At 71.7% G+C, this 22,244-nt stretch carries 22 protein-coding genes and 1 tRNA gene; 8 read left to right on the top strand and 15 right to left on the bottom strand.

What is annotated here, in order from left to right:
* Positions 1 to 40: 40 nt before the first annotated feature.
* Entirely contained in the window at positions 41 to 706 is a 666-nt protein-coding gene (locus ABZ911_RS25430; RefSeq protein WP_358060600.1) for a response regulator transcription factor, read from the bottom strand.
* On the bottom strand, positions 703 to 2,886 hold the full coding sequence (locus ABZ911_RS25425; protein WP_358060597.1) for a histidine kinase: 2,184 nt from the start codon (positions 2,884 to 2,886) through the stop codon (positions 703 to 705). Before ABZ911_RS25425 ends, ABZ911_RS25430 begins: the two co-directional genes overlap by 4 nt.
* A gap of 149 nt (positions 2,887 to 3,035) precedes the next feature.
* On the opposite strand from ABZ911_RS25425, the gene ABZ911_RS25420 reads away from it, so the two are divergent.
* Positions 3,036 to 3,512, top strand: a complete 477-nt coding sequence (locus ABZ911_RS25420) for a hypothetical protein (protein ID WP_358060594.1) — start codon at positions 3,036 to 3,038, stop codon at positions 3,510 to 3,512.
* Between the two features lie 106 nt (positions 3,513 to 3,618).
* Here the strand turns inward: ABZ911_RS25420 and ABZ911_RS25415 are convergent.
* Positions 3,619 to 3,694, bottom strand: a tRNA-Ala gene (locus ABZ911_RS25415).
* Positions 3,695 to 3,780: 86 nt separating this feature from the next.
* On the opposite strand from ABZ911_RS25415, the gene ABZ911_RS25410 reads away from it, so the two are divergent.
* Positions 3,781 to 4,719: an RNA polymerase sigma-70 factor gene (locus ABZ911_RS25410; RefSeq protein ID WP_358060591.1), complete on the top strand. Its 939-nt coding sequence runs from the start codon at positions 3,781 to 3,783 to the stop codon at positions 4,717 to 4,719.
* Here the strand turns inward: ABZ911_RS25410 and ABZ911_RS25405 are convergent.
* The 7 genes from ABZ911_RS25405 to ABZ911_RS25375 form a co-directional block, all read right to left on the bottom strand.
* On the bottom strand, positions 4,695 to 5,240 hold the full coding sequence (locus ABZ911_RS25405) for a Clp protease N-terminal domain-containing protein (RefSeq protein WP_358060588.1): 546 nt from the start codon (positions 5,238 to 5,240) through the stop codon (positions 4,695 to 4,697). The genes ABZ911_RS25410 and ABZ911_RS25405 overlap by 25 nt on opposite strands.
* Before the next feature lie 3 nt (positions 5,241 to 5,243).
* On the bottom strand, positions 5,244 to 5,459 hold the full coding sequence (locus tag ABZ911_RS25400; protein ID WP_358060585.1) for a helix-turn-helix domain-containing protein: 216 nt from the start codon (positions 5,457 to 5,459) through the stop codon (positions 5,244 to 5,246).
* A 128-nt stretch (positions 5,460 to 5,587) separates the two neighbouring features.
* Positions 5,588 to 6,415: a metal-dependent hydrolase gene (locus tag ABZ911_RS25395; protein WP_358060582.1), complete on the bottom strand. Its 828-nt coding sequence runs from the start codon at positions 6,413 to 6,415 to the stop codon at positions 5,588 to 5,590.
* Positions 6,412 to 7,674, bottom strand: coding sequence for an MFS transporter (locus tag ABZ911_RS25390; RefSeq protein WP_358060579.1), 1,263 nt, complete (start codon positions 7,672 to 7,674; stop codon positions 6,412 to 6,414). Before ABZ911_RS25390 ends, ABZ911_RS25395 begins: the two co-directional genes overlap by 4 nt.
* Before the next feature lie 149 nt (positions 7,675 to 7,823).
* Positions 7,824 to 8,291 (bottom strand): SRPBCC family protein, encoded by a 468-nt coding sequence (locus tag ABZ911_RS25385; RefSeq protein ID WP_358060576.1) that lies wholly within the window; start codon positions 8,289 to 8,291, stop codon positions 7,824 to 7,826.
* 59 nt (positions 8,292 to 8,350) lie between these two features.
* Complete coding sequence (locus ABZ911_RS25380; protein WP_358060573.1) at positions 8,351 to 8,731, bottom strand: hypothetical protein; 381 nt, start codon at positions 8,729 to 8,731, stop codon at positions 8,351 to 8,353.
* Positions 8,728 to 9,087, bottom strand: coding sequence for a hypothetical protein (locus tag ABZ911_RS25375; RefSeq protein WP_358060570.1), 360 nt, complete (start codon positions 9,085 to 9,087; stop codon positions 8,728 to 8,730). The genes ABZ911_RS25380 and ABZ911_RS25375 overlap by 4 nt, the downstream gene beginning before the upstream one ends.
* 73 nt (positions 9,088 to 9,160) lie before the next feature.
* Between ABZ911_RS25375 and ABZ911_RS25370 the strand changes: the two genes are divergently transcribed.
* Positions 9,161 to 9,658 (top strand): DUF523 domain-containing protein, encoded by a 498-nt coding sequence (locus ABZ911_RS25370; protein WP_358060567.1) that lies wholly within the window; start codon positions 9,161 to 9,163, stop codon positions 9,656 to 9,658.
* Here ABZ911_RS25370 and ABZ911_RS25365 read toward each other — a convergent pair.
* Positions 9,634 to 10,014, bottom strand: coding sequence for a hypothetical protein (locus tag ABZ911_RS25365; protein WP_358060564.1), 381 nt, complete (start codon positions 10,012 to 10,014; stop codon positions 9,634 to 9,636). The two genes, ABZ911_RS25370 and ABZ911_RS25365, sit on opposite strands and share 25 nt — an antisense overlap.
* 74 nt (positions 10,015 to 10,088) lie before the next feature.
* Positions 10,089 to 10,658, bottom strand: a complete 570-nt coding sequence (locus tag ABZ911_RS25360) for a TetR/AcrR family transcriptional regulator (RefSeq protein WP_358060561.1) — start codon at positions 10,656 to 10,658, stop codon at positions 10,089 to 10,091.
* A 115-nt stretch (positions 10,659 to 10,773) separates the two neighbouring features.
* Between ABZ911_RS25360 and ABZ911_RS25355 the strand changes: the two genes are divergently transcribed.
* The 5 genes from ABZ911_RS25355 to ABZ911_RS25335 all read left to right on the top strand — a co-directional run bounded on the left by ABZ911_RS25355 (position 10,774) and on the right by ABZ911_RS25335 (position 16,501).
* Positions 10,774 to 12,144: a hypothetical protein gene (locus tag ABZ911_RS25355; protein ID WP_358060558.1), complete on the top strand. Its 1,371-nt coding sequence runs from the start codon at positions 10,774 to 10,776 to the stop codon at positions 12,142 to 12,144.
* Between the two features lie 36 nt (positions 12,145 to 12,180).
* Positions 12,181 to 12,531, top strand: coding sequence for a hypothetical protein (locus tag ABZ911_RS25350; protein WP_358060555.1), 351 nt, complete (start codon positions 12,181 to 12,183; stop codon positions 12,529 to 12,531).
* An 81-nt stretch (positions 12,532 to 12,612) separates the two neighbouring features.
* Positions 12,613 to 13,389: a hypothetical protein gene (locus ABZ911_RS25345; RefSeq protein WP_358060552.1), complete on the top strand. Its 777-nt coding sequence runs from the start codon at positions 12,613 to 12,615 to the stop codon at positions 13,387 to 13,389.
* Complete coding sequence (locus tag ABZ911_RS25340) at positions 13,386 to 14,312, top strand: hypothetical protein (RefSeq protein ID WP_358060549.1); 927 nt, start codon at positions 13,386 to 13,388, stop codon at positions 14,310 to 14,312. The genes ABZ911_RS25345 and ABZ911_RS25340 overlap by 4 nt, the downstream gene beginning before the upstream one ends.
* Before the next feature lie 11 nt (positions 14,313 to 14,323).
* Positions 14,324 to 16,501: a hypothetical protein gene (locus ABZ911_RS25335; protein ID WP_358060546.1), complete on the top strand. Its 2,178-nt coding sequence runs from the start codon at positions 14,324 to 14,326 to the stop codon at positions 16,499 to 16,501.
* Here ABZ911_RS25335 and ABZ911_RS25330 read toward each other — a convergent pair.
* The 3 genes from ABZ911_RS25330 to fxsT form a co-directional block, all read right to left on the bottom strand.
* Complete coding sequence (locus ABZ911_RS25330; RefSeq protein ID WP_358060543.1) at positions 16,455 to 17,561, bottom strand: hypothetical protein; 1,107 nt, start codon at positions 17,559 to 17,561, stop codon at positions 16,455 to 16,457. The two genes, ABZ911_RS25335 and ABZ911_RS25330, sit on opposite strands and share 47 nt — an antisense overlap.
* Before the next feature lie 76 nt (positions 17,562 to 17,637).
* Positions 17,638 to 18,591, bottom strand: coding sequence for a hypothetical protein (locus tag ABZ911_RS25325; protein WP_358060540.1), 954 nt, complete (start codon positions 18,589 to 18,591; stop codon positions 17,638 to 17,640).
* 9 nt (positions 18,592 to 18,600) lie between these two features.
* A complete protein-coding gene (fxsT, locus tag ABZ911_RS25320) occupies positions 18,601 to 22,206 on the bottom strand; it encodes an FxSxx-COOH system tetratricopeptide repeat protein (protein ID WP_358060538.1) in 3,606 nt (1,201 codons plus the stop codon).
* Positions 22,207 to 22,244 lie beyond the last annotated feature (38 nt).

Below are 22,244 nucleotides of genomic sequence, written 5' to 3'. Positions count from 1 at the left end.
TACCGCACCCCGCCTCACGGCGGGGGCGCGATGGCACGGCTCAGCCTCCGCCGCCACTGGCACCCGGCCTCACCAGGCCGGTTTCGTAGGCGACGATGGTCGCCTGGACCCGGTCCCGTACCCCGAGTTTGGCGAGGACGGCAGCGACGTGATCCTTGGCGGTGGCCGGACTGATCTCCAGGGCGGCGGCGACCTCGGCGTTGGTCAGGCCGCGCGCCACCCGCAGGAGCACCTGCCTCTCGCGGGCGGTGAGAACGGACAGCCGCTCGCCGTCGACCGGGCCGGGCCCGGTGACGAAATGGTCGAGCAGCCGCCGTGTCACGGCGGGGTCCAGCAGCGCCTCACCCCCCGCGACCACGCGGACGGAATCGATGACACGGTCGGGGTCGGTGTCTTTGAGCAGGAATCCGGCCGCCCCGGCGCGCAGGGCCGCGAACACGTACTCGTCGAGGTGAAACGTGGTCAGGACGATGACCCGCGTGCCGGGCAACGCGGCGGTGATCTTCGTGGTGGCGTCCAGCCCGTTCATGCCCGGCATCCGGATGTCCATGAGCGCGACGTCGGGCCGCAGCGAGGTCGCGAGGTCCACGGCGGCGGCGCCGTCGGCCGCCTGGCCGACCACGCTCAGGTCCGGCTCGGCGTCCACGATGGCGGCGATCCCCGCACGCACCACAGCCTGGTCGTCGGCCACCATCACCCGGATCACGACAGGAACACCTCCGGCAGCCACACCAGTGCCGCGCCGTCGTCGGCGATCCTGAGGGTACCGTCTGCGGCGTCCGCGAGCGCCCGCAGCCGTCGCTGGACGACCGGTCCGGCCGGCGATCGGCCCGACACCATGACGCCCCCGTCGAGGAACGTCACAGTGACGGCGGTTCCCTCGGTGAGCAGTTCTCGCGCGACCTCGTAGGCGGTGGCCTCGGCGACCGGCGGCAGCGGCCTGCGGAGTCCCAGGTAGCTGGCCACGCCGCCGCGCCGTGCCGCCAGCGCGGCGATGCCGTCCACGGTCGGTGGCAGGTCGCCGCCGACCTCGCGCTCCCGCGCCTGAGCCAGCAACTCCCGCAACGCGCTCAGCCCGGCCTTGGCCTCAGCGAGGACGACCTCCAGGTTTCCGCCGTCGGCTCCGCCGACCACCCGCTGAGCGTGCCGTCGTGCTGTACGGCGCAGCCCGCCGACGATCCGGCGGCGCTCGGCCGCCGCCGCCAGGACCGCATCCCGCTCCAGCAGGTCCCGCTCCCGGCTGAGCGCCGTGCCACGCCTTCGGCGACGCGACGCGACGAACCTCCCCGAAGCCCAGGCCGCCCAGCTGGGGAGGGCCAGCGCCACGGCCAACACCAGCCAGGCAGCCAGACGATCACCCGTGATGCCGTCGCCGCTGCCGAGCACCAGCCCGCCACAGCCCGCCAGCGCGGCAGGCGCGAGCCAATCCCAGCCCCCCGTACGGCACGCGCCGATCGCGTAGACCAGCGCCAGTTCCACCCACCAGCACCACAGGAACGCGTCGCTGATCGGCGGTCCCGGCCAGCCTGCGATGTCCAGGCCCAGCCACACCAGGAGGGTGGCGAGCGCGACCACCAGACCGCGGCGGGAGGCGTTCCTGCGCCACCAGAGGGGCAGCGCGTGCAGGCCGAACAGCAGCGCCAGCAGCACGCCCGCGCCCGGAGAGGCGAACGGGTCGAGACCGTCCCCGGGCAGCAGGCTCGCGCCCAGCGAAAGCGCGATCGCCAGGATGACCAGCGCACCGTCGAGTGCCGACGAACCGCGCCAGCCACCCCCGCGCCGGCCCGCCCCATCGGCCATCACGCCGTGCGGAGACCGCTCGAGAGGCAGGGGGATGACGGCCCGCACCTCCCAGCCGCCGTCCTTGGGGCCGGCTCGCAGGGATCCGCTGACGGTCCGCACGGCGGTGCGCAGTCCGGTGAGCCCGCTTCCCGTGCCGAGGCCGGGCGCCGCCGCGGTGCCGCCGCGGTCGGTGATCGTGACGGCCAGTTCCCCGAGCGAAGCGTCGATCCGGACCCGGGGCGCGCCCGCCGCGTAGCGCATCGCGTTCGTCAGCGCCTCGCGAACCACCCGGTAGGCGACGACGGCGACCTGCGGTGGCACGGCGGCGACCGTACGCCGGTAGTCGAGGCCCCCGTGCTCGGCGACGAGCGCGTCGATGTCCTCCAGCGTCTCAGGTTCCGCCGCCTCGGCCAGGCGGTCCAGTTCCGCCACCGCCTGACGCCCGGCTTCGGCGGCGTGCCGGGCCGCCTCCGCGGCGAGTCGCGGGTCGGCGAGGCGGGTGGCGGCGGCGGCCGACACCACGATTCCGGTGAGCCGGTGCGCGGCCACGTCGTGCAGCTCCGCCATCAGCCGTGCCCGCTCCGTACCGGCGGCCAGGCGCGGCACCGACGAGGAGTGCGCGCGGTACGCGGCGGTGGCGGCCCGGCGGGCCCGTCCGCGCCGCCGGGACCGGCCCATCACCCAGACCACCGCCGCCATACCCGCGGTCTGTAAGGCAAGCCCCGCGACGGTCCTAGCCGGCGCACCGGCGACAAGGGCCATCCCCGCCGCGACCAGGACGACGGCCAAGCCCCCGGCCGCGGCGAGCCCGGCCGTGCGGCGCACGGCCAGCGCATGAAGTGCGCCCAGCACCGCCACTGGCCCCACCAGAGCGCCGCCGACCGTGCCGATGCCCAGCACCGCTGCGAGTAGCGTGCCACCAAGGGCCCACCCAGGTGCGACGCGACGGCAGGTGAGAGCGACAAAGGTGATCCCCGCACTCACAGCCGAGAGGACCGATTCGGGAAGCCCCTCGTATACCGACATCGACCGGAGCAGGATGTGCGCGACGGCCAGGCCGCCCGGAAACAGCGTCTCCCGCCATCCCAGCCTGCCGGCGCTCACGGCGATCAGCCTAAGGTCCTCCGTGGACCGGGCGCCCACCAGGGCCATCCCGCGTCGAGCGTAAGTCTTCCGTAAGGTTCGCGCCGCGAGGTGAACCCGGGCCGGGCCGTACCCGTGCCGGGGATATGAGGAAATTTCTGGCTCCCCTGATGGGGACTATCGCCGCCTCCCTCATGATCGCCGGGGGTGGCGGCCACAGCACCGGGGGCGCCGCCATGGCCACGCCCGCGACGCCGGACAAGACCGGCTACGGCACTCCCGCCCCGGACGCGACAGTGCGCGTGGGCGACACGGGAATCGGCAAGATCATAGTCGACGCCGAGGGGCGCACGCTCTACCTGTTCGAAAAGGACACGAGCGGGAAGTCGACCTGCTACGGCCAGTGCGCGGAGGAATGGCCGCCCTATCTCACCACGGCCGCGCCCCAGGCCGGTGAAGGAGCGAAGGCCGACCTGATCTCCACCACGACGCGCAGTGACGGATCCAAGCAGGTCGTCTACGGTAAGTGGCCGCTGTACTACTACCACGACGACAAGAAACCAGGTGACACCACCGGGCACGACAAGGAGGAGTTCGGCGCCGAGTGGTACGCGCTCACCGCCGCGGGGACGAAGGCGGCCGGTTAGCGAAGCGGACAAACCCGCAGGCGACCTCGACAGGCTGGAAAACGACGAATCCCGCCGATCAAGATGATCGAACGGGATTCTGCGGGCCGTCTCAGAAACGGCCCTGTGGTGGAGCTAAGGAGACTCGAACTCCTGACCCCCTCCATGCCATGGAGGTGCGCTACCAGCTGCGCTATAGCCCCGTGCTGCTGCCCAGCTAGTGTATCCGACCCCAAGCCCACAAACGAACCATGTCACACCCCTCCTCTCGTGATACGTCTGTCCTTCTATGTCGACCGAAACCTTCGAACAGCACAGAAGCGCGCTCACCGGGGTCGCCTACCGCATCCTGGGCACCGTGGCCGATGCCGAGGACGTCGTGCAGGAGGCGTGGCTGCGCTGGTCGGAAGTCGATCAGGCGGTGGTGCGGGACGCCAAGGCGTACCTCATCCGGGTCACCTCCCGGCTGGCCATCGACCGGCTGAGGTGGGTGAAGGCGCGGCGGGAGTCGTACGTCGGGCCGTGGTTGCCTGAGCCGTTCGGTGTCGAACCGGACGCGGCGGAGCGGGCGGAGCTGGCCGACACGGTGGAGCTGGCGCTACTGGTGGTGCTGGAGACGTTGTCGCCGCTGGAGCGGGCGGTGTTCGTGCTGCGTGAGGCGTTCGACCTGCCGTACGCGGAGATCGCCGAGGTGATCGGGCGGGCGGAGCCGGCGACGAGGCAACTGGCCAGGCGGGCGCGCGAGCACGTGCAGGAGAAGCGGCCGAGGTTCGATGTGGATCGGGCGCGGCGGCGGGAGATCACCGAGCGGTTCATCGGCGCGTCGGCCGGGGGTGATCTGGCCGCGTTGACGGAGTTGCTGTCGCAGGATGTCACGCTGGTCGGCGACGGCGGTGGCAGGGCGAAGGCGCCGCTGCGGGTGCTGTTCGGCGCGGATCATGTGGGCCGGTTCGTCGCGGGGATCGCCACTCCGGTGGGGGCGGAGCGGTTCCTGGCGTCGCTCGGGCTGGAGCGCGGGGAGTTGTCGTTCGGGCTGGTGGAGCTGAACAACGCTCCGGCGATCGTGGTCGGCGCGGCCGGGAGGGTGGTCACGGTGATCTCGCTGGACATCGCGGACGGCAAGATCCAGACCATCTACCTGGTGGCCAATCCGGAGAAGTTGTCGCATCTGGCCCCGCTCGATCCGGGGCCGCCTGACTCCGGTCAGGCCGCGCGGCTGGGTCGGTGAACCGGGATTCCGGCTTCGGCGACCAGGGCGGGCAGGTCGACGCCGCCGCCGTACAGGATGCGGGCCGTGCCGTTGGCCGCGTCGGCGAGCAGGCCCCACAGCAGGCGCTCGCCGGTGACGGGTCCCGGCCGCCACTGGGCGACCTCGACGGTCTTGCGCAGGTACGGCTCCAGCGGGAGGGCGCCGAGCGGGCCGAGAAGCGTGACCCTGAGCGGGTTCACCCGGGAGCGGCGCAGCCGCCACAAGGCAGGGTCGTCGGCACCCCGGCGGGCGCGGGCGCACACCGCGTCGGCGTCGATGCCCAGTGTGGCCAGCAGTTCGCGCGACCGCCCGGTGTCGACGTGCTCCCGCACCGCCTCGGGGGCGATGGCGAAAGAGTCGAGCGGCCCGGCGAACGGGCGCAGCTCGGCCAGCGCGAGCAGCAGGTGGCCGGTGCGGACGGCGGGAGCGCCCGCGTCGAGGGCGATCGTGCCCGCGCGGACGAAAGCGCGCCGGGCGGAGTCGGTGAATCTCGCGAACATGGACTACCTCACCATTCTGCGGGCGTGCTTGCGATGCGCGGACTGCCGTCTGACGCCGAGGGCGGCGGCGATCTGCTCCCATGACCAGCCCTGCGCCCTGGCGTTGGAGACGTGCGCCGCCTCGAGCTCTTCGAGCAGGTCGCGCAGGGCCGCCACCGCGGCCAGCCCCACCGCGGGGTCGCGGTCGTCGGCGGCTTCGGCCAGCTCCGTGACTCTCATGCCTGTCAGCATGCGCTGACAAGCACCCGCTTGTCAACACATGCTGACAGTCTCGCCAGAGGCGGGACGGCGAGGCGTTCCAGCACCGGGACCGCCTGACGCCTGCGCCTGACTGAGAGGGCCCGAGGTCAGGGCCGCACGGTCGTCCGCATCGTGAGCTCCGACTCGCCCGGCTCCAGGGTGACGGCCACCACGCCCAGCTCGCCGGTACTCCGCACGTGGGTGCCGCCGCACGGGATCGACACCTCGCCCTCCGGCAGCGAGCAGTGCCACGTCCGCCGCGCGGTCAGCTCCGGCCCCGGAACGTCCACCCACACCGGCACGTCCGCCGCGACCCATGTCCTGAGCAGGTCGTCGACCCGCTCCGCCGTCTCCGCCAGGTCGAGGTCCTCGGCCGAGAAGCCCTTCTTGCGCAGCGACTTCCCCAGCCGGTACACGTCGACGCTGGCATGGGCGGAGATGCGCGAGGAGGTGATGGCGCTCTGGTCGAAGTCGGGATGGCCGAGCGCGTCGAACCTGGTCTCCTTGCGCCACCGCCCCGCCAGCGCGGCGTTGAGCGCGAGCGCGGCCAGGTGGCAGGCGGTGTGCCCGGCCGACAGCGCGGCCCGGTATCCGGCGTCGACCTCCAGCTCCACCGGCGACCCGGCGGGCAGCTCCTGGGCCACCACGTGCACGACCAGCCACCGCCAGCCTTCGTCCTCGCGTCGCGCGGTGATGTCCGCGCCGAGGAGCACCTCCCCGCCGGAGGCCGGGACCGCGCCGGTCACGCAGTCGAGAACCGGCAGCCCGCCGATCGTGCCACGGTCGGCGGGCTGGTCGGGCCAGGTGTGGTCGAGCGGGTGGAACGGCGTCTCGGCCACCACGAGGCCACGCCGATCCCCCACCGGCACGGCCGCCACGACCTCCGAACGCCCACTGACCTCCCCGCGAGGAAAGGTGACGGTAGTCGAGTTCACACCGTCATCTTGCCAGTACGGCTTGCGCCCGCCCCCCTTAGGGAGCGCATGCCGTACTCGTCCTCCAGATACCGGTCCCCTCCGGCGTACCAGCCGGTGAAGAGCTGGACGGCGACCACCGCGAGCATCAGCACGTACGGCAGCGTCCACCCGCCCGTCGCCTGGTAGAGCACGCCGACCAGCAGCGGCCCCATGCCCGCGATGAGGTAGCCGACGCTCTGCCCGAAGGCGGACAGCGCGGCGGTGGCCTCGGCGGTGCGGGTGCGCAGCGCCAGCATGGTCAGCGCGAGCGGGAACGAGCCCATGCCGACGCCCACGAACCCGGTCCAGATCCACGCGGTGGACGACGGCGCGAGCCACAGGCCGAGGAAGCCGACGACGTAGAAGCCGACCAGGCCGGCGACCACGGGCCGCTGGTCCTTGAACCGGCTGGCCAGCGCGGGGACCAGCATCGAGATGGGGATGCTGAGCGCGGTGAACACGCCGAGAATCAGGCCGGCCTGACTGGTGGTGTACCCGCCGTCGGTGAGGATCTTGGCGAGCCAGCCGAACATGATGTACGCGATCATCGACTGGGTGCCGAAGTACACGGCCACCGCCCACGCCAGCCTGCTGCGCAGGAGCCTGCGAGGGCCCGCGTCCGTCCGCCCGGTGTCCCGCTCCGGCTCACTGCGCAGAAGCGCAAGCCACGGAATGACGGCGACAGCGGCGAGGGCGGCCCACACACCGAGCGCGACGTGCCAGTTGCCGTCGGCGGCGCGCTCGATGGGGACCGTGGCGGCGGCGGCGAGCATGGTGCCGACGGCCAGCGCGGTGGTGTAGACGGTGGTCATGATCCCGGCGCGAGCCGGGAAGTGCCGCTTGATCAGGGTCGGGATGAGCACGTTGCCGACCGCGCCGCCGGACAGCGCGACGGCGCTGCTGAGCAGGAAGACCGGGGCGGAGTCGACGAGTGACCTGATCAGCAGGCCGGATCCGAGCGTGATCAGGGCGAGCAGCAGCAGCCGGTGCTCGCCCAGCCTGCGGGACAGCGCCGGGGTCATGGCGCCGACGGTGGCGAAGGACAGCACCGGTAGCGTGGTGAGCAGCCCCGTTCCCACGCTCGACATGCCCAGACCCTCGCTGAGCTGGTCGAGCAGCGGGCCGATGCTGGTCACGCCGGTACGCAGGTTGACCGCGGCCAGCACGATCCCCAGCACGAGCAGCCAGGCCAGTGGAGTGGTTCTGCTGCCTCTGGCCTCTTGGGTCAGCACGCTCATGCCGGCTCGAATCCTCCACTCATGGAATCATGGGATGACTTGACGAAGTCACAAGCGTAACAGGACCGAAATATCACTTTATTCCTGACCCACAAAAAGCCCCTTTCCCTGATCGGGAAAGGGGCTTCGCAGAGCCGGACGATCGGCGGCTAGTCCCCGATGCCCCGGCCGGGGACCTCGCCGCGCCACCCGCCGGTCTCGTCGCCGCGCGCCTCGATGAACGTCTTGAAGCGCTCAAGGTCGTTGCGCACCCGCAGCCGGACGACCTGCAGCCAGTCGCCGACCGTCTCGACGAACCCCTCCGGGTCGTAGGTCATCTGCAGTCTGACCCGCGTGCCGCCGTCGCCCAGCGGCTCGAAGGTCACGACCCCCTCCTGGTGCGGCCCGTCCACCGAGCGCCAGGCGACGCGCGAGTCCGGCCGCTGCTCGGTGATGTCGGCGTCGAACTCCCGGTGCACACCGGCGATCTCGACCACCCACGCGGTCCGCCTGTCGTCGAGTTGCTTGACCGACTCCACACCTTCCATGAACTCGGGAAAGCTCTCGAACTGGGTCCACTGGTTGTACGCCACCCGCACCGGGACGCCGACGTCAACCGTGTGCTCGATCGTGCTCATGGCCTGTCTCCCTCCGTGTCAGGGGTACTCAGGCTGGCCCTGCCCCCGGCCGGACGGGCCTAACGCCTGCGGCGCAGCCAGTAGAGGCCGACGAGGGGCAGCACGAGGGGGATGAACAGGTAGCCCTTGCCGTACACCGACCAGACCGTCTCGTCGGGGAAGGCGGCCGGGTCGAGCAGGCTGGCCGTGCCGATGATCAGGACGCCCGCCAGCTCGATGCCGAGCGCCCACAGCGCGAGGCGGCGCGCGCCGCGCGCCAGGGCGACGGTGAGCACGACGTAGACGGCCGCGGCGAAGGCGGACAGCGTGTAGGCGATGGGCGCCTCGGCGAAGCGGGTGGCGATCTGCACGGTCGCGCGGGCTCCGGCGGCCAGCGCGAACAAACCGTAGACGGCGAGCAGCGCGCGCCCGGGGCCGGTGCCGATGGCGGGGGCGCTCATCCGCCCTGCCAGATCTGCAGCAGCCTGCCGGTCATCACCGCGACCGCGAACCCGGCCACGACCAGGATCGCCGAGCCCCACCTGCTGCGCTCGGCGAGGCCGAAGAACACCCCGGCGGGCGGGATGATCGCGATGCCGGCCAGGTAGCCGAACAGGGTGACCTTGTCGGCGGGCCCCTCACCGCCGACCACAGCCGCGATCACCAGCCCCGCCTGGACGAGCACCGCGAGCTCCAGCACGGCGAAGCCGCTGAGCAGGATCATGCCCATCGCCCGGTCGCGGATCGCGACGATCAGGCTCACCAGGGCCAGCAGCAGCGACCCGATGATCACGACGGTCGCGAGGGTGGAGTTCATCGCCGCACAGGCTACCGCGCGGACCTTCCGGGCGCCGTCTCGGTCCCACACTCCCGCGCATACGATTGACCAGGTGGAACGAATTCTGGTCAGCGCCTGCCTGATGGGTCAGCGGGTGCGCTACGACGGCGGCGCGAAGACCAGCTCCGACGAGCTGCTGGCCGCCTGGAAGGCCGAGGGGCGGCTGGTGCCGTTCTGCGCCGAGGTCGAGGGCGGCGGCCTGCCGGTCCCCCGCCCGGCCGCCGAGATCGAGAGCGGCGCGGGCGGCGCCGCGGTGATCGCGGGCGCGGCCCGGGTGCTGACCACCGGCGGCGACGACGTCACCGCGGCCTTCCTGTCCGGCGCGCAGGCCGCGCTGGCCGTCGCCACCTCCTTCGGGGTCAGGGTGGCGATCCCCAAGGAGGGCAGCCCGTCGTGCGGCGCGCTCAACATCTACGACGGCACCTTCCGCGGGCGCAGGACCCCGGGCCAGGGCGTCACGACCGCGCTGCTCGAACTGCACGGCATCAAGGTCTTCACCGAGGAGCACATCGCCGACGCCGCCGCCTACCTGCGCGACCTCGACAGGTAGATCGCTCCGCCGAGCCCCAGGGCGAGCAGCACCGCCATCCCCCGGTGGTACCCGGTGATGTACGCCGTCGGCGTGTCCTCGCCCAGCGCCACCGCCAGGGTCCCGATCAGCACGCCGCCCAGCGCCACCGCGTGGGCGTCCACCAGGACGCGAGACGCCCAGCGGCGCCCGGCCAGCGTGCCGTACCCGGCGGCCACGAGCACGCTGCCGCACAGCGTCTCCACCAGTACGGCAGGCGGCGTGAACGGCTCGCGCAGCGCGCCGACGACGACCCCGGCGTGCAGCAGCGCCCCGAGGTAGAACACCGCCGCGTACACCAGGCAGAGCGCTCCGAAGAGCAGGCTGAGCTTTCGCATGCCGCCAGGCTCGCAGCCAGCGCGGGGCGCCGAATCGTCCTCCAGCAGGCCGGGGCGCTACGCCCGGGGGTGTATCAGCCGTCGAGCATGCCCCGGACCAGGCTGATCACCTCGTCGATCGTCTCGGTGGCGTCCTGCTCGGACTCGCAGGCGGCCACCTCCCTGCCCGCCTCGCCCATCACCGTGGTGAGCATGACCACCAGCACGTGGCTGCGCCTGCTGTCGTCGAGCCCCAGCAGTTTGGTGTTGCCGCGGATCCACGTCCAGCCGCGCCGGCGGCGCAGCGTGCTGAACTCCGCGGGGCCGTCGTTCTCCAGGAACAGCCTGGCCACGTCCCGCCGCTCCCAGGACCCCTCCAGGTAGGCGCGGGCTCCGGCCAGGAAGCGCTCCTTGCTGGAGGCGTCGACCGCCTTGGCGGCGCGGACCGTGCGCTCCTCCTGCCCGCGGTGGAAGTCCTCCCAGAGGGCGAGGTAGAGGCCCGGTTTGCCGCCGTAGTGGTGGTACAGGCTGCCGACGCTGATGCCGGAGCGCTCCACGATGTCGGCCACGGTGGCCTCGCCGTACCCCCTGGCCAGGAAGACGTCGCGGGCGGCGGTGAGCAGTGCCTCCCGGGTGACGCTCGACCTGCCCCACTGCCGGGTCATACCGGTGCTCCCTTCGCGCGCGCTCGAACCTTTTCCCGCGCGTACGAGTCCCATCTTGCGGAAAGCGCGAACTGCGGGGGATCGATTTCATCACATAAGGGGAGGGGATTCGGCAATGTCTGTCGATCTGACCAATGACCGGCCGCTGGACTGGGACTCGGCGGCGCTGGACGCCGACACCAAGGAGATGCTGAACAATCTCCAGCCGAACATTCTCCGCGCGCACGTCCGCGACCATCTGTGCGTGCTTTTCGTGAGATTCAACGATATTCCGGAAGGTCGGCGTTTCCTCCGGACGGTCGCGGTGACCTGGATGAAATCCACGCGCCGGCATCTGGAGGAGGTCCGCGAGTTCGCCCGGAGCGGGCGGCGCGGCGCGCCGTACGTCGGGATCGGCCTCAGCAAGGCCGGTTATCGGGACCTCGGTCACTCGGTGGAGCAGGTGCGCAGGTTCGGCGACGCGGCCTTCCGCGACGGCATGAAGCGCAGGGCCGCCGCGCTCGGCGACCCGGCGGTGGCCGCGTGGGAGCCCTGCTACCAGCGCGAGCTGCACGCCGTCGTGCTCATCGGCGACGCGCGGCGCGAGCCGGTCGAGGCGCTGCGCGAGGAGATCCTGGACACCCTGCCGGACAGCGCGCGCGTGCTGGGCGAGGAGCGCGGGCAGGGCATGCGCAACCCGGCGGGCGACGGCATCGAGCACTTCGGCTACGTCGACGGCCGCAGCCAGCCGCTCTTCCTGGCCGACGAGGTGGCCCGCGAGCCCAGGGAGCACTGGAACCCGGCCTTCCCGCTGGGCAGCGTGCTGGTGGCCGACCCGTTGGCGCCCGACCCCCGGCGGCATTACGGCAGCTACTTCGTCTACCGCAAGCTGGAGCAGGACGTGCGGACCTTCAAGGAGATCGAGCAGGAGCTGGCCGACGATCTCGGTCTGACCGGGCGCGACCGCGAACGCGCGGGCGCGATGCTGGTCGGCCGGTTCAAGGACGGCACGCCGCTCACTGCCAAGGGCGCGCCCGGCGGCGGCCCGGTGTCCAATGACTTCACCTTCGGCGGCGACGACGGCACGAAATGCCCGTTCGCCGGGCACATCCGCAAGACCAACCCGCGCTCGTCCGGCCGCGAGGTGCTGATGGCCAGGCGCGGCCAGACCTACGGCGACCGCGCCGACCTGCCCTGGGACGACGCGCCGCCGCACATCCGGCCGAGCGGCGGGGTCGGCCTGCTGTTCATGGCCTTCAACTCCAGCGTGACGGGCCAGTTCGAGTTCACCCAGATCTCCTGGGCCAACCAGCCGGACTTCGAGATTCCGGCCACCGGCCACGACCCGGTCATCGGCCAGGGGCGGCGCGACCTCAAGGTGACCTATCCCAAACTCTGGAACAAGCCGGAAATGTCACTTCCGCGGCGGCAGGTCCCCGAGACGGTCACCATGAAAGGCGGCGAGTACTTCTTCATGCCCTCCCTCGCCTACCTTCGCGCGCTGTAGCGTCATCACAAACTAACCAATAACGGGGTGAATGTGATGCTTATGGTCGTCCACCTGATCTTCCTCCTGCCGTCCCTGGCCGCGCTGATCACCGGCATGGTGCTGACCGGCCGGGCCAGGCGCGAACACGGCAAGGCGGCGACGTACGGCATGATCGGTTGCGCTCTGCTGTTGGTCAACCTGCTGATCGAGGCGGGCTGGTCGATCGCGTTGCCCATGCTGGTCGACTCGATGGGCGTCGGCGGCCTGGGGCTCGTGAGCGCGGCGAGCAGCATCCTGGGAGCGGCGCTGTTCTGCGGCGGCGTCGGCCTGCTGATCTGGGGCGTCGTCGCCCGCCGGGGCCCGGCCGCGCCCCCGCCGCCGCCCGGCTGGTACCAGCAGCACTAGAAGAGTCTCGCTTTAGTGGCACCTGATGCTGCCCAGGCGGTTATCTTGCAATTGACGGGCTAAGACAGAAGGACGGGTGGCATGCGAGGGCGCGGCGCGTCGGGGCTTTTAGGCTTTCTCCTGCTGTTGCTGATCGCCGCTCCCGCCTACGCGCAGACTCCCACCGACACCGACAAGCGCACGGTGTTCTGCCTGGGCGGCGAGACCCGAGCCAAGCTGGCCGAGGCGGCCGTCTCGCTGAAGCTCGCCACCTCCACCCAGAACGCCCGGCTGCTCGTGGGCGGCCGACAGCTCACGCTGGAGGAATGGCGCGACGCCAAGCCCAAGGACTTCCAGCGCACCTGCGCGGCCGTCGCGGCGGGACACCCCGACCAGCGCGCCGCCGAACCGGCGAGCTTCCTGGCGACCATGCTCGGCGTGCTGCTGCCCGTGGTCGTCGGCGGGCTGCTCACCCTGTTCTCCACCGAGTGGCGGGTCTCGGCGAACACCGGCGGCAAGCACGCCGACGACCTCAGGGAGGCCGCCTTCTCCTTCGGCGAAGCCGTACGGGATTACGCCGAGGACCGGCGCAGGAACCGGCCGCCCTCGGTCACCCCGTTCGAGACCGCGCACGCGAACCTGGCCAGGCAACTGCGCCGGGTCAGGGACTACCGCCCCACCTGGGTGCTGCCCGGCGTCCTGCTGAGCACCCTCACCGAGCACCTCACCCGGGACGGGGTCGACACCCGGCTCGCGACCGCCGAGGACGAAGTCGACGCCCTCCTCACCGCCACCCACCGGATCGGCGCCGCACTGCGCCGCCCGTGGCTGCCGCACCCCGGCATGAACGCCGACCCGGCCAAGGCGATCCGCCGATGACCGCCAACCCCATCCGGCTCCCCGGCCTGTACGGCGGCCCGCACGAGGGCCCGCTGATCATGTGCGAGGCGGGCACGGACCACCGCGACTACTTCGCCTTCGTCGACGGCACCCGCGCCTCCTACCAGCGCTTCACCGCCTTCGCCGAGCCGGAGCGCCTGTCCCGCTACGGTCACCTGGTCTTCGTCAGCGGCCCCACGGGGGTGGGCAAGAGCTCGTTCATCGCCCTGTGCGCCAGGCACCTGCGCGACACGCTGAAGGTCCCGGTGGCCGTGGTCAACTACGGCCAGGCCGCCGTGGCCCCCGACGGCGACTTCGACCGGGCCGCCAAACAGTTGTTCCGCGAGATAGTAGGGGTGATAAAAAGCGAGTCCTGGATGTCCAAGGAGACACTCGACAGCCTGAGAACCAGGATGGACAATCTCCAGGACGCCTACGAATATCTGGGGGACCTTCTCGAGGAAGGGAACGCCATAATGGCCGTTATTCTTCCGCAAAAGATCCCGCTGGCCTGGGTTCAGAACTACTACTACCTGACGCAGAAACGCATCATGTTCCTCGCGGAAGGTGCGAATGACGCCGAAGAGGACTTCCGCGCACACGTGGGCAACCTGCCGGGAAGACCTTCCCTCTTTCTCTCCCTCGGCCTGCTCGAGCCCGAGAACGGCGACATCCTGACGTTCCTGAACAGCCGCGTGGACAGGGACGGTAGCGTTCGCGAGATGACCGACGAGGAGCGCAGGCTCGCCTGCCGGGCGGTCCGCCCCGCGCAGACGGTGACACAGGTCGAAGAGGAACTGACGCACCTGTTCGACCTGAGCGGCTCCATGACGATCACCCCTTCGCTGGTCCAGCAGTACATGGAGCAGGCGCTGGGCAGACTGTTCACGAAGCTGGCGCGTGATGACGTGGCACGCGGCTAAAGGGAAACGGGATGAATGACAACAGACCAGGGGATCCAGAAATCCCCGTCACCTTCACCACCCGCCTGAGCGACACCGCCGACCCCGAGTCGATCACCGTCGTCACCCCCGCCTTCCAGCGCGCCTTCGACTACGTCGACGCCTTCCTCGGCACCACCCCGGCCGAGCTGCCGGGCGAGCGCAGCCGGGCCCTCGCGGTCATCGGCGAGCGCGGCTCGGGCAAGACCCACCTGTCCATGTCGCTCATCGACAGGGTGAGCAAACGCCAGGGAGACGCCTTCGTCCTGCGGCTGGACGCGCCGCACTCCGAGTTCGCCTACCTGTTCCGCAACATCCTGGTCGAGCAACTGCGCAAGGACCGGATCTACAGCCTGATCGTCGACTACTACGCGAAGGTGACCGCCGAGGCGTTCGGCGAGATCGCCATCTTCGAGGACTACGCCCCCGGCATCCGCGACGGCCTGATCGGCCGGCAGATCGACCCGCGCAAGGTCATCGACCACTTCCAGCTCGCGGAGAGCGCCCTGCAGGCCGACCTGCGGCGCGAGCTGCAGCACCTGCCGGAGTACGCCCCCTTCGCCACCGCGCTGGCCCTGATGGTGGTCGACGGCTTCAAGGACGCGGTGTGGGAGTGGCTCAGCGGCGGGCCGCCCAGCGAGGAGCTGGTCGCGCGCGGCATCACCCGCAGGCTCACCGAGAACGAGGACGCCTACCACGCGCTCGCCGTCCTCGCCTTCCTCATCGGCCACATGGGCAAGCGCATGGTCATGGTGGTCGACGAGTTCGAGAAGCTGCTCGGCGGACCCGGCGAGTGGAAGACCCCGTCGGTCAACGCCTTCGACGAGCTGATCAAGGTGTTCGTCGACACCAACGGCCTGTTCGTCTTCTGCGGCCTGCCGGAGAGCATGGCCCGGCTCCCCCGCGACGTCCACCAGCGCACCCGGGTGATCAGACCGACCGCCCTCACCCAGAACGACGTGGTCGAGCTGCTCAGGCGGCGCGACCGGGAGATCCCGCAGCTGGTCGCCGCGCAACTGCTGGAGCTGACCGGCGGGGTGCCCCGGGAGGTGCTGACCGTCTACCGGCGCGCCGAGGGCATCGCCGCCAGACAGCAGGGAGGCGTCACCCCCGGCGTGGTCCGCGTGGCCGTACGGCAGCAGTACGAGACGGCCACCCGCGCGCAGATCGAGGTCGCGGTCCGGCGGCTGCTGGTCGAGACGGGGCTGGAGTTCCGCTCCGACGTCACACTCGCCGAGGCCGCCCCGATCGACTTCTGGATCCCGTACGGCGAGGGCCGCCGCTCGGGCATCGCCATCCTCTGCACCACCTCCCTGCTGCGCGAGGGCGACGAGCAGTACCTGGCCCGGCAGGTGGCCGCCGCCAGGGCGACCGCCTCCCCCTGCGAGATCCTCCTGGTCATCAACGGCTACCTGGCCGTCTCCATGCGGGAACGGGTCGCCGAGCTCATCGGCAGGCAACCGCTGCTGTTCGAGGAGCACGACTTCAGCGAGGAGTTCCGCAGGACGTTCGGCGCGGCCCTGCGCAGGCTCGACGCGGCCTCCGAAGAGGGCACGATGGAGAGTCTGCGCCGCCAGGTGGAGCGCCTGAGCCTGCAGCAGACCGCCACCCAGAACATGATCGACCAGCTCTCGGGCTCCGTCGGCGGGCTCAGGACCCGCCTGCTGGCCGGACCGCCCGAGGAACACGACGCGCCCGTCCTGCCCGCGGGCGTCGCCGAGCACTTCGACCGGGCGCTGGCCGCGGTGAGCGCGATGAGCGGGATCGACCAGGCCATCGAGGACGTCTTCGACCGCCCGGCGGGCAGTGAGGGCAGCGTGCGCATCCGCCGCAGGCTCGCCTCGCACGACCTGATCGAGGCCGTCGGCGCGGCCGTGATCCTGCGCAGGCTGCTGGAGAGCTTCAGAGCCCGGGTGGCCGTCTTCCTCGGCGCGGCCGGCTCCCGGCCGCTGGGCCGCGCCCAGGAGGAGGAACTCCGCGTCATCTGCCGCACGTTCGAGGCGACCGCGGAGTCGCTGCCGCTGCGCAGACCGGCCGGCATGGGCGATCCGGCCTCGCCCAGCGCGATCGAGCAGGTGCTGGCCGGGCAGTTGCACGGCGAGCGGCTGCGCGCCCTCGACGAGCTCAGCTCACGGGTCTTCCGATCGGTGATGGCGACGACTCGGACGTGAGGTCGGGAAAGCGGGTGCGCTCCGTCCTGTTCCAGAGGCCGTTGGCCACCACGTGCAGGATGTTGACGATGAGCACCGCGGGCGCGATGACGGCCACCGCCTCGGGGTAGGCGGGCACGAGAGCGAGGGCGAGCAGGATCGCGGTGATGCCGTTCTGCTGCCCCAGCGCGAGGCGTACCCGGTCGGTGGCGGGTAGCCCGCGCGCGATGACCAGCCCGCCGATCACCATCTGCGCGGCGAACGCCGCCAGGCCGAGCACGGCCGCCCGGCCCAGGTCCACCCCGCCGACCAGCAGCATGCCGAGCGCGAACGTGGCCAGGTAGAAGGCCGCGGCGAGGGTGCGGTCCAGCAGGCCGGCGATGCCGGGCCGGTAGAACAGGCCGATCAGCGCGACGCCGAGCAGCAGGACCTGCCACACCGCGAACGCCATCAGCCCGGCCAGGACCACCAGCGCCGCCGCCTTCACCAGACGAGGGTTCAGCCGGTCCTTGAACCTCAGGGCGAGCCGCCAGCCCGCGAGGACGACGCCCGCGAACAGCAGGTTGAGCCCGAGGTTGCCCAGGTAGGCGAGCGCGCCGCCGCCCGGCGCCGTCCCGGTCAGCACCAGCGACGACAGGTAGACCGTCAGCAGCGCGGTGATCGGGTCGTCGAAGGACGCCCAGGCCAGCAGGATGGACTTGCCGCGCGCCGACATCCGCGAGCGGGCCATCATCGCGCCGACCGACAGCGGGTCGATCTGCGCCACGGCCAGGCCCAGCAGCAGCGACACCGGCTCGGCGAAGAACAGGAACATCACCGCGGAGATCAGCAGGACCTTCAGCAGCACGCCGACCGTGACCGCGAGGACCACGGTGCGGACGTCCCGGCGGACCATGCCCCGGGAGATGCCGTAGGCGCTGCCGTACAGGCCGATGGCCAGTAGTGCGGTGACGGTGTGCAGGTACCACGGCTGGGAGACGGCGTCGCCGGTGTCGGTGAGCTTGACGAACGCCCAGCCCCCGAGCGCCACGAGGACGCCGCTCACCAGCCGGCCCGCCGCGCCTTCCGGCATTCTCAGCACGAGGCCTCCCGGCCGTCCGGTGAGCCTTGATCGTAATCGGGCGGGACGGTTCTCTGCCATAGGCTCCCCGGTCATATCAGCGGTCGAGGTGCTCGGGTCTGAGCAGTTCCTCGATCTGCCGCACGACCGGGCGCAGCCGCTGCTCGGCGGCGTAGACCTCGGGCTGGTGCAGGGTGAGGCCGAGCACGAAGCCCCGGCGCGGGGCCAGCGGGTAGACGTAGAGCGCGCCGGCCACCACGTCGAACACGATCCTGCGCACCGGCTGCTCGGAGAACAGCCGCAGCGAGTAGGCCAGCTCCGGCAGGTCGGCGCGGAGCCTCGCGGCCACGTCGAGATACTGCTTCCTGCGCCCCTCGGGGGCGGTCTCGCCCTTGAACCAGTGCGCCAGCGCGGGCTGGTCGAAGACGTCGGCGGAGAAGGCGAAGCTCCAGTCGAGGTGCAGCGCGACATAGTGCAGGTCGCCGGTGTTGACCGCCGTCCGGAGCAGCCCGGTGAGCGGCTCGGCCAGTTCGGCGTCGAGGGTGGCGGCCGCGGTCATGCGCACCGGCGACGCCTGGTCGAGCGGCCCGGCCCGCTGCTCCCGGTCACCGCCCGGCAGTTGGTCGGCCTGCTTGTAGACCGTCTTCCTGATCCGGGTGACCAGTTCGCCGACGCCCTCATCCATGCTGTCCACCCCGGCCTGCCGTCGGGTGGCGCCGACCAGGAACTCCTCGGCGAAGACGTGCCCGCAGTAGACGGCCCCCTCCGCCGTCTCGACCACCGTGCGCATCAGGTCGCCGGTGCCGAGGTCGCGGAGCAGGTCGTCGAAGCGCCTGACGTCGCCGACGAGTTGCCGGAATGCCGTCTCGTAGCCCTTCAGTGCGGCCTGGTCGCCCGTCCGGTCGACGGTGAAGGCGTGCAGGTTGCGGTCGTAGTAGGCCAGGCAGTCGAGGCTGGGCAGGTCGGCCGCGGCCGCCTGGCACAGCTCGATCAGCCGCTCGTGGCCCGGCTGGGCGTAGGGAGAGCGGATCACCGCCGGGTTGCTGCTCATCGCCGCCTCTCAGTAGCCCAGGATCTCGATGCCGAGGTCGCGCCTGCCCGCCGCCAGGGCGCCGGCGCGGCCGACCTTCCGATGCCGGGTGTTCTCGTGGTTGCCCTGGACGACGCGGGTGTGCGGGTGGGCGGGGCCGAACAGCCTGGCGAGATACTCCAGGACGCTCGCCTCCAGCCGGAGCGCGCGGTCGGGGTCCGTGTCGACCACGCCGTTGGCGACGGTGACCGCCGCCGCCATCGTGTACGGGTGCCGGGTGCCCAGGCGGGCCCGCAGCCACTCGTGGGCCTGCTTGGCCAGGGCCTCCGACTCCTGCCGCTCGCCCTGGCCGCGCAGGTGGATGGCCAGGTTGACCTGGGCGGCGTAGCGCATCGGGTGCTCGCCGTACAGGCGGGCGATGTCCTGCGCGCTGCGCCTGGACCTGAGCACGGCGCCGTCGTGGTCGCCGCGGGCGTGCAGGTCGGCCGCGACGCTCATCGCGCACAGCATGGTGTAGAGGTTGCGGTCGCCGACCAGCGCGCGCAGCTCCTCCAGCGCCTCGGTGTTCCTGGTCAGCGCCTCGAAGGGGCGGCCGAGGAAGCGTTCGGTGACGCCGAGGCCGTTCTCCAGCCTGAGCGCGAGCAGGGTCCGCGGGCCGCCCTTGGTCTGCTCGTGCGCCAGGTGTTCCAGGCAGGTCTTGAGCAGGTCGTAGGCGTCGTCGTAGCGGCCGAGGTCGCGCATGAAGTGGGCGGCGTTGCACGCGGTCCACAGGGCGGCGGGGTCGGCGTCGCCGTACAGGCGGGTTCTGCGGGCGATGCGTTCCTGGGAGGTGTCGAGCGCGAGGTGCGGTTTGCCGTTGAGGGAGGCGGAGGCGGCCAGGTTGTTCATCGCCCGGCCGGTCCAGGCGTGGTCGGGGCCGAGCAGCCGGTTGAGGCCGTCCCAGGCGGTGAAGTCCCAGTTGTAGGCCTCGTCGTAGTCGCCGCTCACCCGCAGGTCGGCGGCGTGCAGGGTGGCCGCGACGTACATCAGCGGGTGCGGGCGCTGGGGGCCGCTCAGGTCGCGCAGCGCCCGCTGGCTCAGGTCGAAGGCCTGCTTGTGCTCGCCGAGCGCCCGGTGCACGTTGGACATCTGCATCCGCAGCCCGGCCAGCAACGGCACGTTCGCGTGGCGCTCCCAGTGGCGCAGGGCGGTGATGCCGATCTCCTTGGCCCGCAGCCATGGGGTCCGGTCGTCGAGGAGGTAGAGGTAGCGGATCTGGCCGATGACCCAGCGGCAGACCATCTCGTCGTCGCTCTCCAGCGCCTTGGAGACGATCAGGTGCTTGCCGAGCTCGTCGAAGAGCTCGTTCTCCACGCCCTCGGCGTCGGTGGGGCTGTGCCGGGCCAGCAGGGCGAGCACCTGGCGGTTGCGGGTGGCCCGCTCGGCGGGCGGCATCCGGCCGCGCAGTTGCTTGGCCACCAGTCGGTGCATGCGCAGCATGCCGCGCCGGCCCAGGTCGACCCTGACCAGCGCGTAGGTGTGCACGAGGCGGAGCACCACGTCGACCATCAGCTCGTCGGCGTAGTCGCTGTCGGTGGCAGCGACGTAGCCCCTGGATCGGGAGGAGCGCAGCATGGCGAGCGAGGCGCCCTCGGGGGACAGGAACGCGCACGCCTCCAGCAGCCATTCGGCGCCGGTGCCGCCCGGCTGGCCGCGCAGCGCGTCGAGGGAGATCTCCACCATGACCCGGTGCGGTGAGACGAACTGCCCGCCGGTTCGCCCGCGCAGCTCGCGCTCGGTCCTGTCGTAGGCGCCGAGGAACCTGTCGATGGTGGCGGTGTGCAGCTCCGCGATCGGTCGCCGGGTGCGCCGCGTGCTGTTCAGCTCGCGCGACAGCCAGGCCCTGGCCATCTCCAGGGCGAGCGGCAGGCGGCCCACAGCGGACGCGATCCGGTCGGCGTCGGCCGGCGGGATGCCCACGTCGCCTTCGGTGAGCAGTTCGACGGCGTCGGGCGCGCTGAAGGCGGTGACGTCGAGGCGGTCGTCGTAGCCGTCGCCCCAGTCCCGCGTGCGGGAGGTGACGATCACGTGGCCGAAGGGGCGGACGCCCGGCACCAGGTCGCGCAGCACCTCGGGCCGGTCGGCGTTGTCGTAGACGAGCAGCCACCGGCCGGACCGCGGGGTGGCCAGGTGGGCGAGCACGGCCTGGACCGCGTCGCCGCCGGTGGCGATGCCGAGCCGCTCGCCGAGCCGTCTGAGCCCTTCGCGGGCCTTGAACACGTTGTCGGCGGAGATCCAGTGGACGGTGTCGTAGGCGCCGAGGAAGCGGTGGGCGTACTCGGCGGCCACCTCGCTCTTGCCGTGGCCCTCCTCGCCGGTCAGCAGGACGCGGCCCGCGGTGTCCCACTGCGGGCCGAGCCGGGCGCGCAGCCGCTGGATGAGCGTGCTGCGCCCGGCGAAGGCGGGGTTGCGGGCGGGCAGTTCGACGCGCTGGTCGGCGCGCGGGAAGCGGGCCGCGCCCGCGGCCTCGGCGGGCAGCGGGCCGCTGATGCCGAGTCTGGCCCGCAGCTCGGCGACGGCCTCGCCCTCCTCGCCCGCGCGCAGGTCGATCTCGTCGAGCGCGCTGACCGGCACCTGGGCGGGCGCGTCGTCGACCCTGACGGTGAACAGGCCGCGCCCCTGGTGCCTGGGCGCCGAGGTGAGTTGCCTGACCAGCTCCTCGTCGGGGGCCGACAGCCGGGTGGGCGAGACCAGCAGCACGGCGGCGCCCGCGTCGCCGGCGAGCAGGTCGACGGGGGTGCGGGCGAGGTAGTCGGCGATGGGCATCTCCTCGACGCGCACGCCCGAGCGCTCGATCTGGCTGCCGATCCACTCGGCCCAGAGCTGGTGCCTGGGCGTGTGTACCACGTAGACGCCGGTGAGCGTGGTGACCGCGCCGCCGCTCAGCGTCTCGGCCAGCCGCTCGTAGGCCCGCCGCAGCCCGTGCTCGGCTCCGGGCGGCTCATGCAGTACGGCCAGCGAATCGGTGAAGTAGTAACCCGCGTCATAGGGGATCTCCACCCCCGTCCCCCCGGGGAAGGCGGCCCGCACCCGCTCGCGCGCCGCCTCCAGCGCCTCGCCACCGGCCGCGTCGACCCTGGCCGGCACGGGCACCACGCGCACGTCGCCGCCCGCCTGCCGTTCGATCGTGGCCGCGACGTCCTGGGCCTCCTCGATCGCGGCGGGGCTCAGCGCGAAGCAGGTGACGATCTGGTGGCAGACCTGCGCCACCCAGGTCAGCGCGGCGGTCTCGGCGCCGGAGCGCAGGTTGATCAGGATGTGGTCGTAGGGGGCGGCGTGCAGCGCCTGGGCGGCCGCCGCCGCCGGGGCGAGCGTGGCGACGGCGTAGTCGAGCCGCTCGCCGGGGCCGCCGAGCGACAGCACCCGGCCCGCCCAGTCGACCTGGCCGCCGTTCAGGTGCACCGGCTGGAAGGAGCCCGCGCCCGCGGTCCCCAGCCTGCTCAGGTAGCGCCGCAGCGCGGGCGCGGCCGGCTCCTCGTCGAGGACGAGGACCCGCCTGCCCGCCGCGGCGAGCACCACGGCAGCGTTGCACAGTGCCATCGTGCGCCCCACCCCGGCCCTGACCGAGTGGAACGCGATCACAGATGCTTCAGTCATCGCCGCTCCGCTGCGCCGACGTGGGTGGGGGGAAGTGA

The organism is Nonomuraea sp. NPDC046570, assembly GCF_040645915.1.
GTDB lineage: Bacteria > Actinomycetota > Actinomycetes > Streptosporangiales > Streptosporangiaceae > Nonomuraea.
The sequence above is the reverse complement of the archived record's forward strand: the minus strand, read 5'-3'. Positions and strand labels throughout refer to the sequence as shown.

What these genes read in the sequence shown, in the direction of transcription:
- ABZ911_RS25355 (WP_358060558.1), top strand. Translation starts at nt 10,774, where the DNA reads ATGTCTGTCGATCTGACCAATGACCGGCCGCTGGACTGGGACTCGGCG.
- ABZ911_RS25390 (WP_358060579.1), bottom strand. Translation starts at nt 7,674, where the DNA reads ATGAGCGTGCTGACCCAAGAGGCCAGAGGCAGCAGAACCACTCCACTG.
- ABZ911_RS25410 (WP_358060591.1), top strand. Translation starts at nt 3,781, where the DNA reads ATGTCGACCGAAACCTTCGAACAGCACAGAAGCGCGCTCACCGGGGTC.
- ABZ911_RS25365 (WP_358060564.1), bottom strand. Translation starts at nt 10,014, where the DNA reads ATGCGAAAGCTCAGCCTGCTCTTCGGAGCGCTCTGCCTGGTGTACGCG.
- ABZ911_RS25385 (WP_358060576.1), bottom strand. Translation starts at nt 8,291, where the DNA reads ATGAGCACGATCGAGCACACGGTTGACGTCGGCGTCCCGGTGCGGGTG.
- ABZ911_RS25405 (WP_358060588.1), bottom strand. Translation starts at nt 5,240, where the DNA reads ATGTTCGCGAGATTCACCGACTCCGCCCGGCGCGCTTTCGTCCGCGCG.
- ABZ911_RS25350 (WP_358060555.1), top strand. Translation starts at nt 12,181, where the DNA reads ATGCTTATGGTCGTCCACCTGATCTTCCTCCTGCCGTCCCTGGCCGCG.
- ABZ911_RS25420 (WP_358060594.1), top strand. Translation starts at nt 3,036, where the DNA reads ATGGGGACTATCGCCGCCTCCCTCATGATCGCCGGGGGTGGCGGCCAC.
- ABZ911_RS25375 (WP_358060570.1), bottom strand. Translation starts at nt 9,087, where the DNA reads ATGAACTCCACCCTCGCGACCGTCGTGATCATCGGGTCGCTGCTGCTG.
- ABZ911_RS25400 (WP_358060585.1), bottom strand. Translation starts at nt 5,459, where the DNA reads ATGAGAGTCACGGAGCTGGCCGAAGCCGCCGACGACCGCGACCCCGCG.
- ABZ911_RS25325 (WP_358060540.1), bottom strand. Translation starts at nt 18,591, where the DNA reads ATGAGCAGCAACCCGGCGGTGATCCGCTCTCCCTACGCCCAGCCGGGC.
- fxsT (WP_358060538.1), bottom strand. Translation starts at nt 22,206, where the DNA reads ATGACTGAAGCATCTGTGATCGCGTTCCACTCGGTCAGGGCCGGGGTG.
- ABZ911_RS25345 (WP_358060552.1), top strand. Translation starts at nt 12,613, where the DNA reads ATGCGAGGGCGCGGCGCGTCGGGGCTTTTAGGCTTTCTCCTGCTGTTG.
- ABZ911_RS25380 (WP_358060573.1), bottom strand. Translation starts at nt 8,731, where the DNA reads ATGAGCGCCCCCGCCATCGGCACCGGCCCCGGGCGCGCGCTGCTCGCC.
- ABZ911_RS25335 (WP_358060546.1), top strand. Translation starts at nt 14,324, where the DNA reads ATGAATGACAACAGACCAGGGGATCCAGAAATCCCCGTCACCTTCACC.
- ABZ911_RS25360 (WP_358060561.1), bottom strand. Translation starts at nt 10,658, where the DNA reads ATGACCCGGCAGTGGGGCAGGTCGAGCGTCACCCGGGAGGCACTGCTC.
- ABZ911_RS25340 (WP_358060549.1), top strand. Translation starts at nt 13,386, where the DNA reads ATGACCGCCAACCCCATCCGGCTCCCCGGCCTGTACGGCGGCCCGCAC.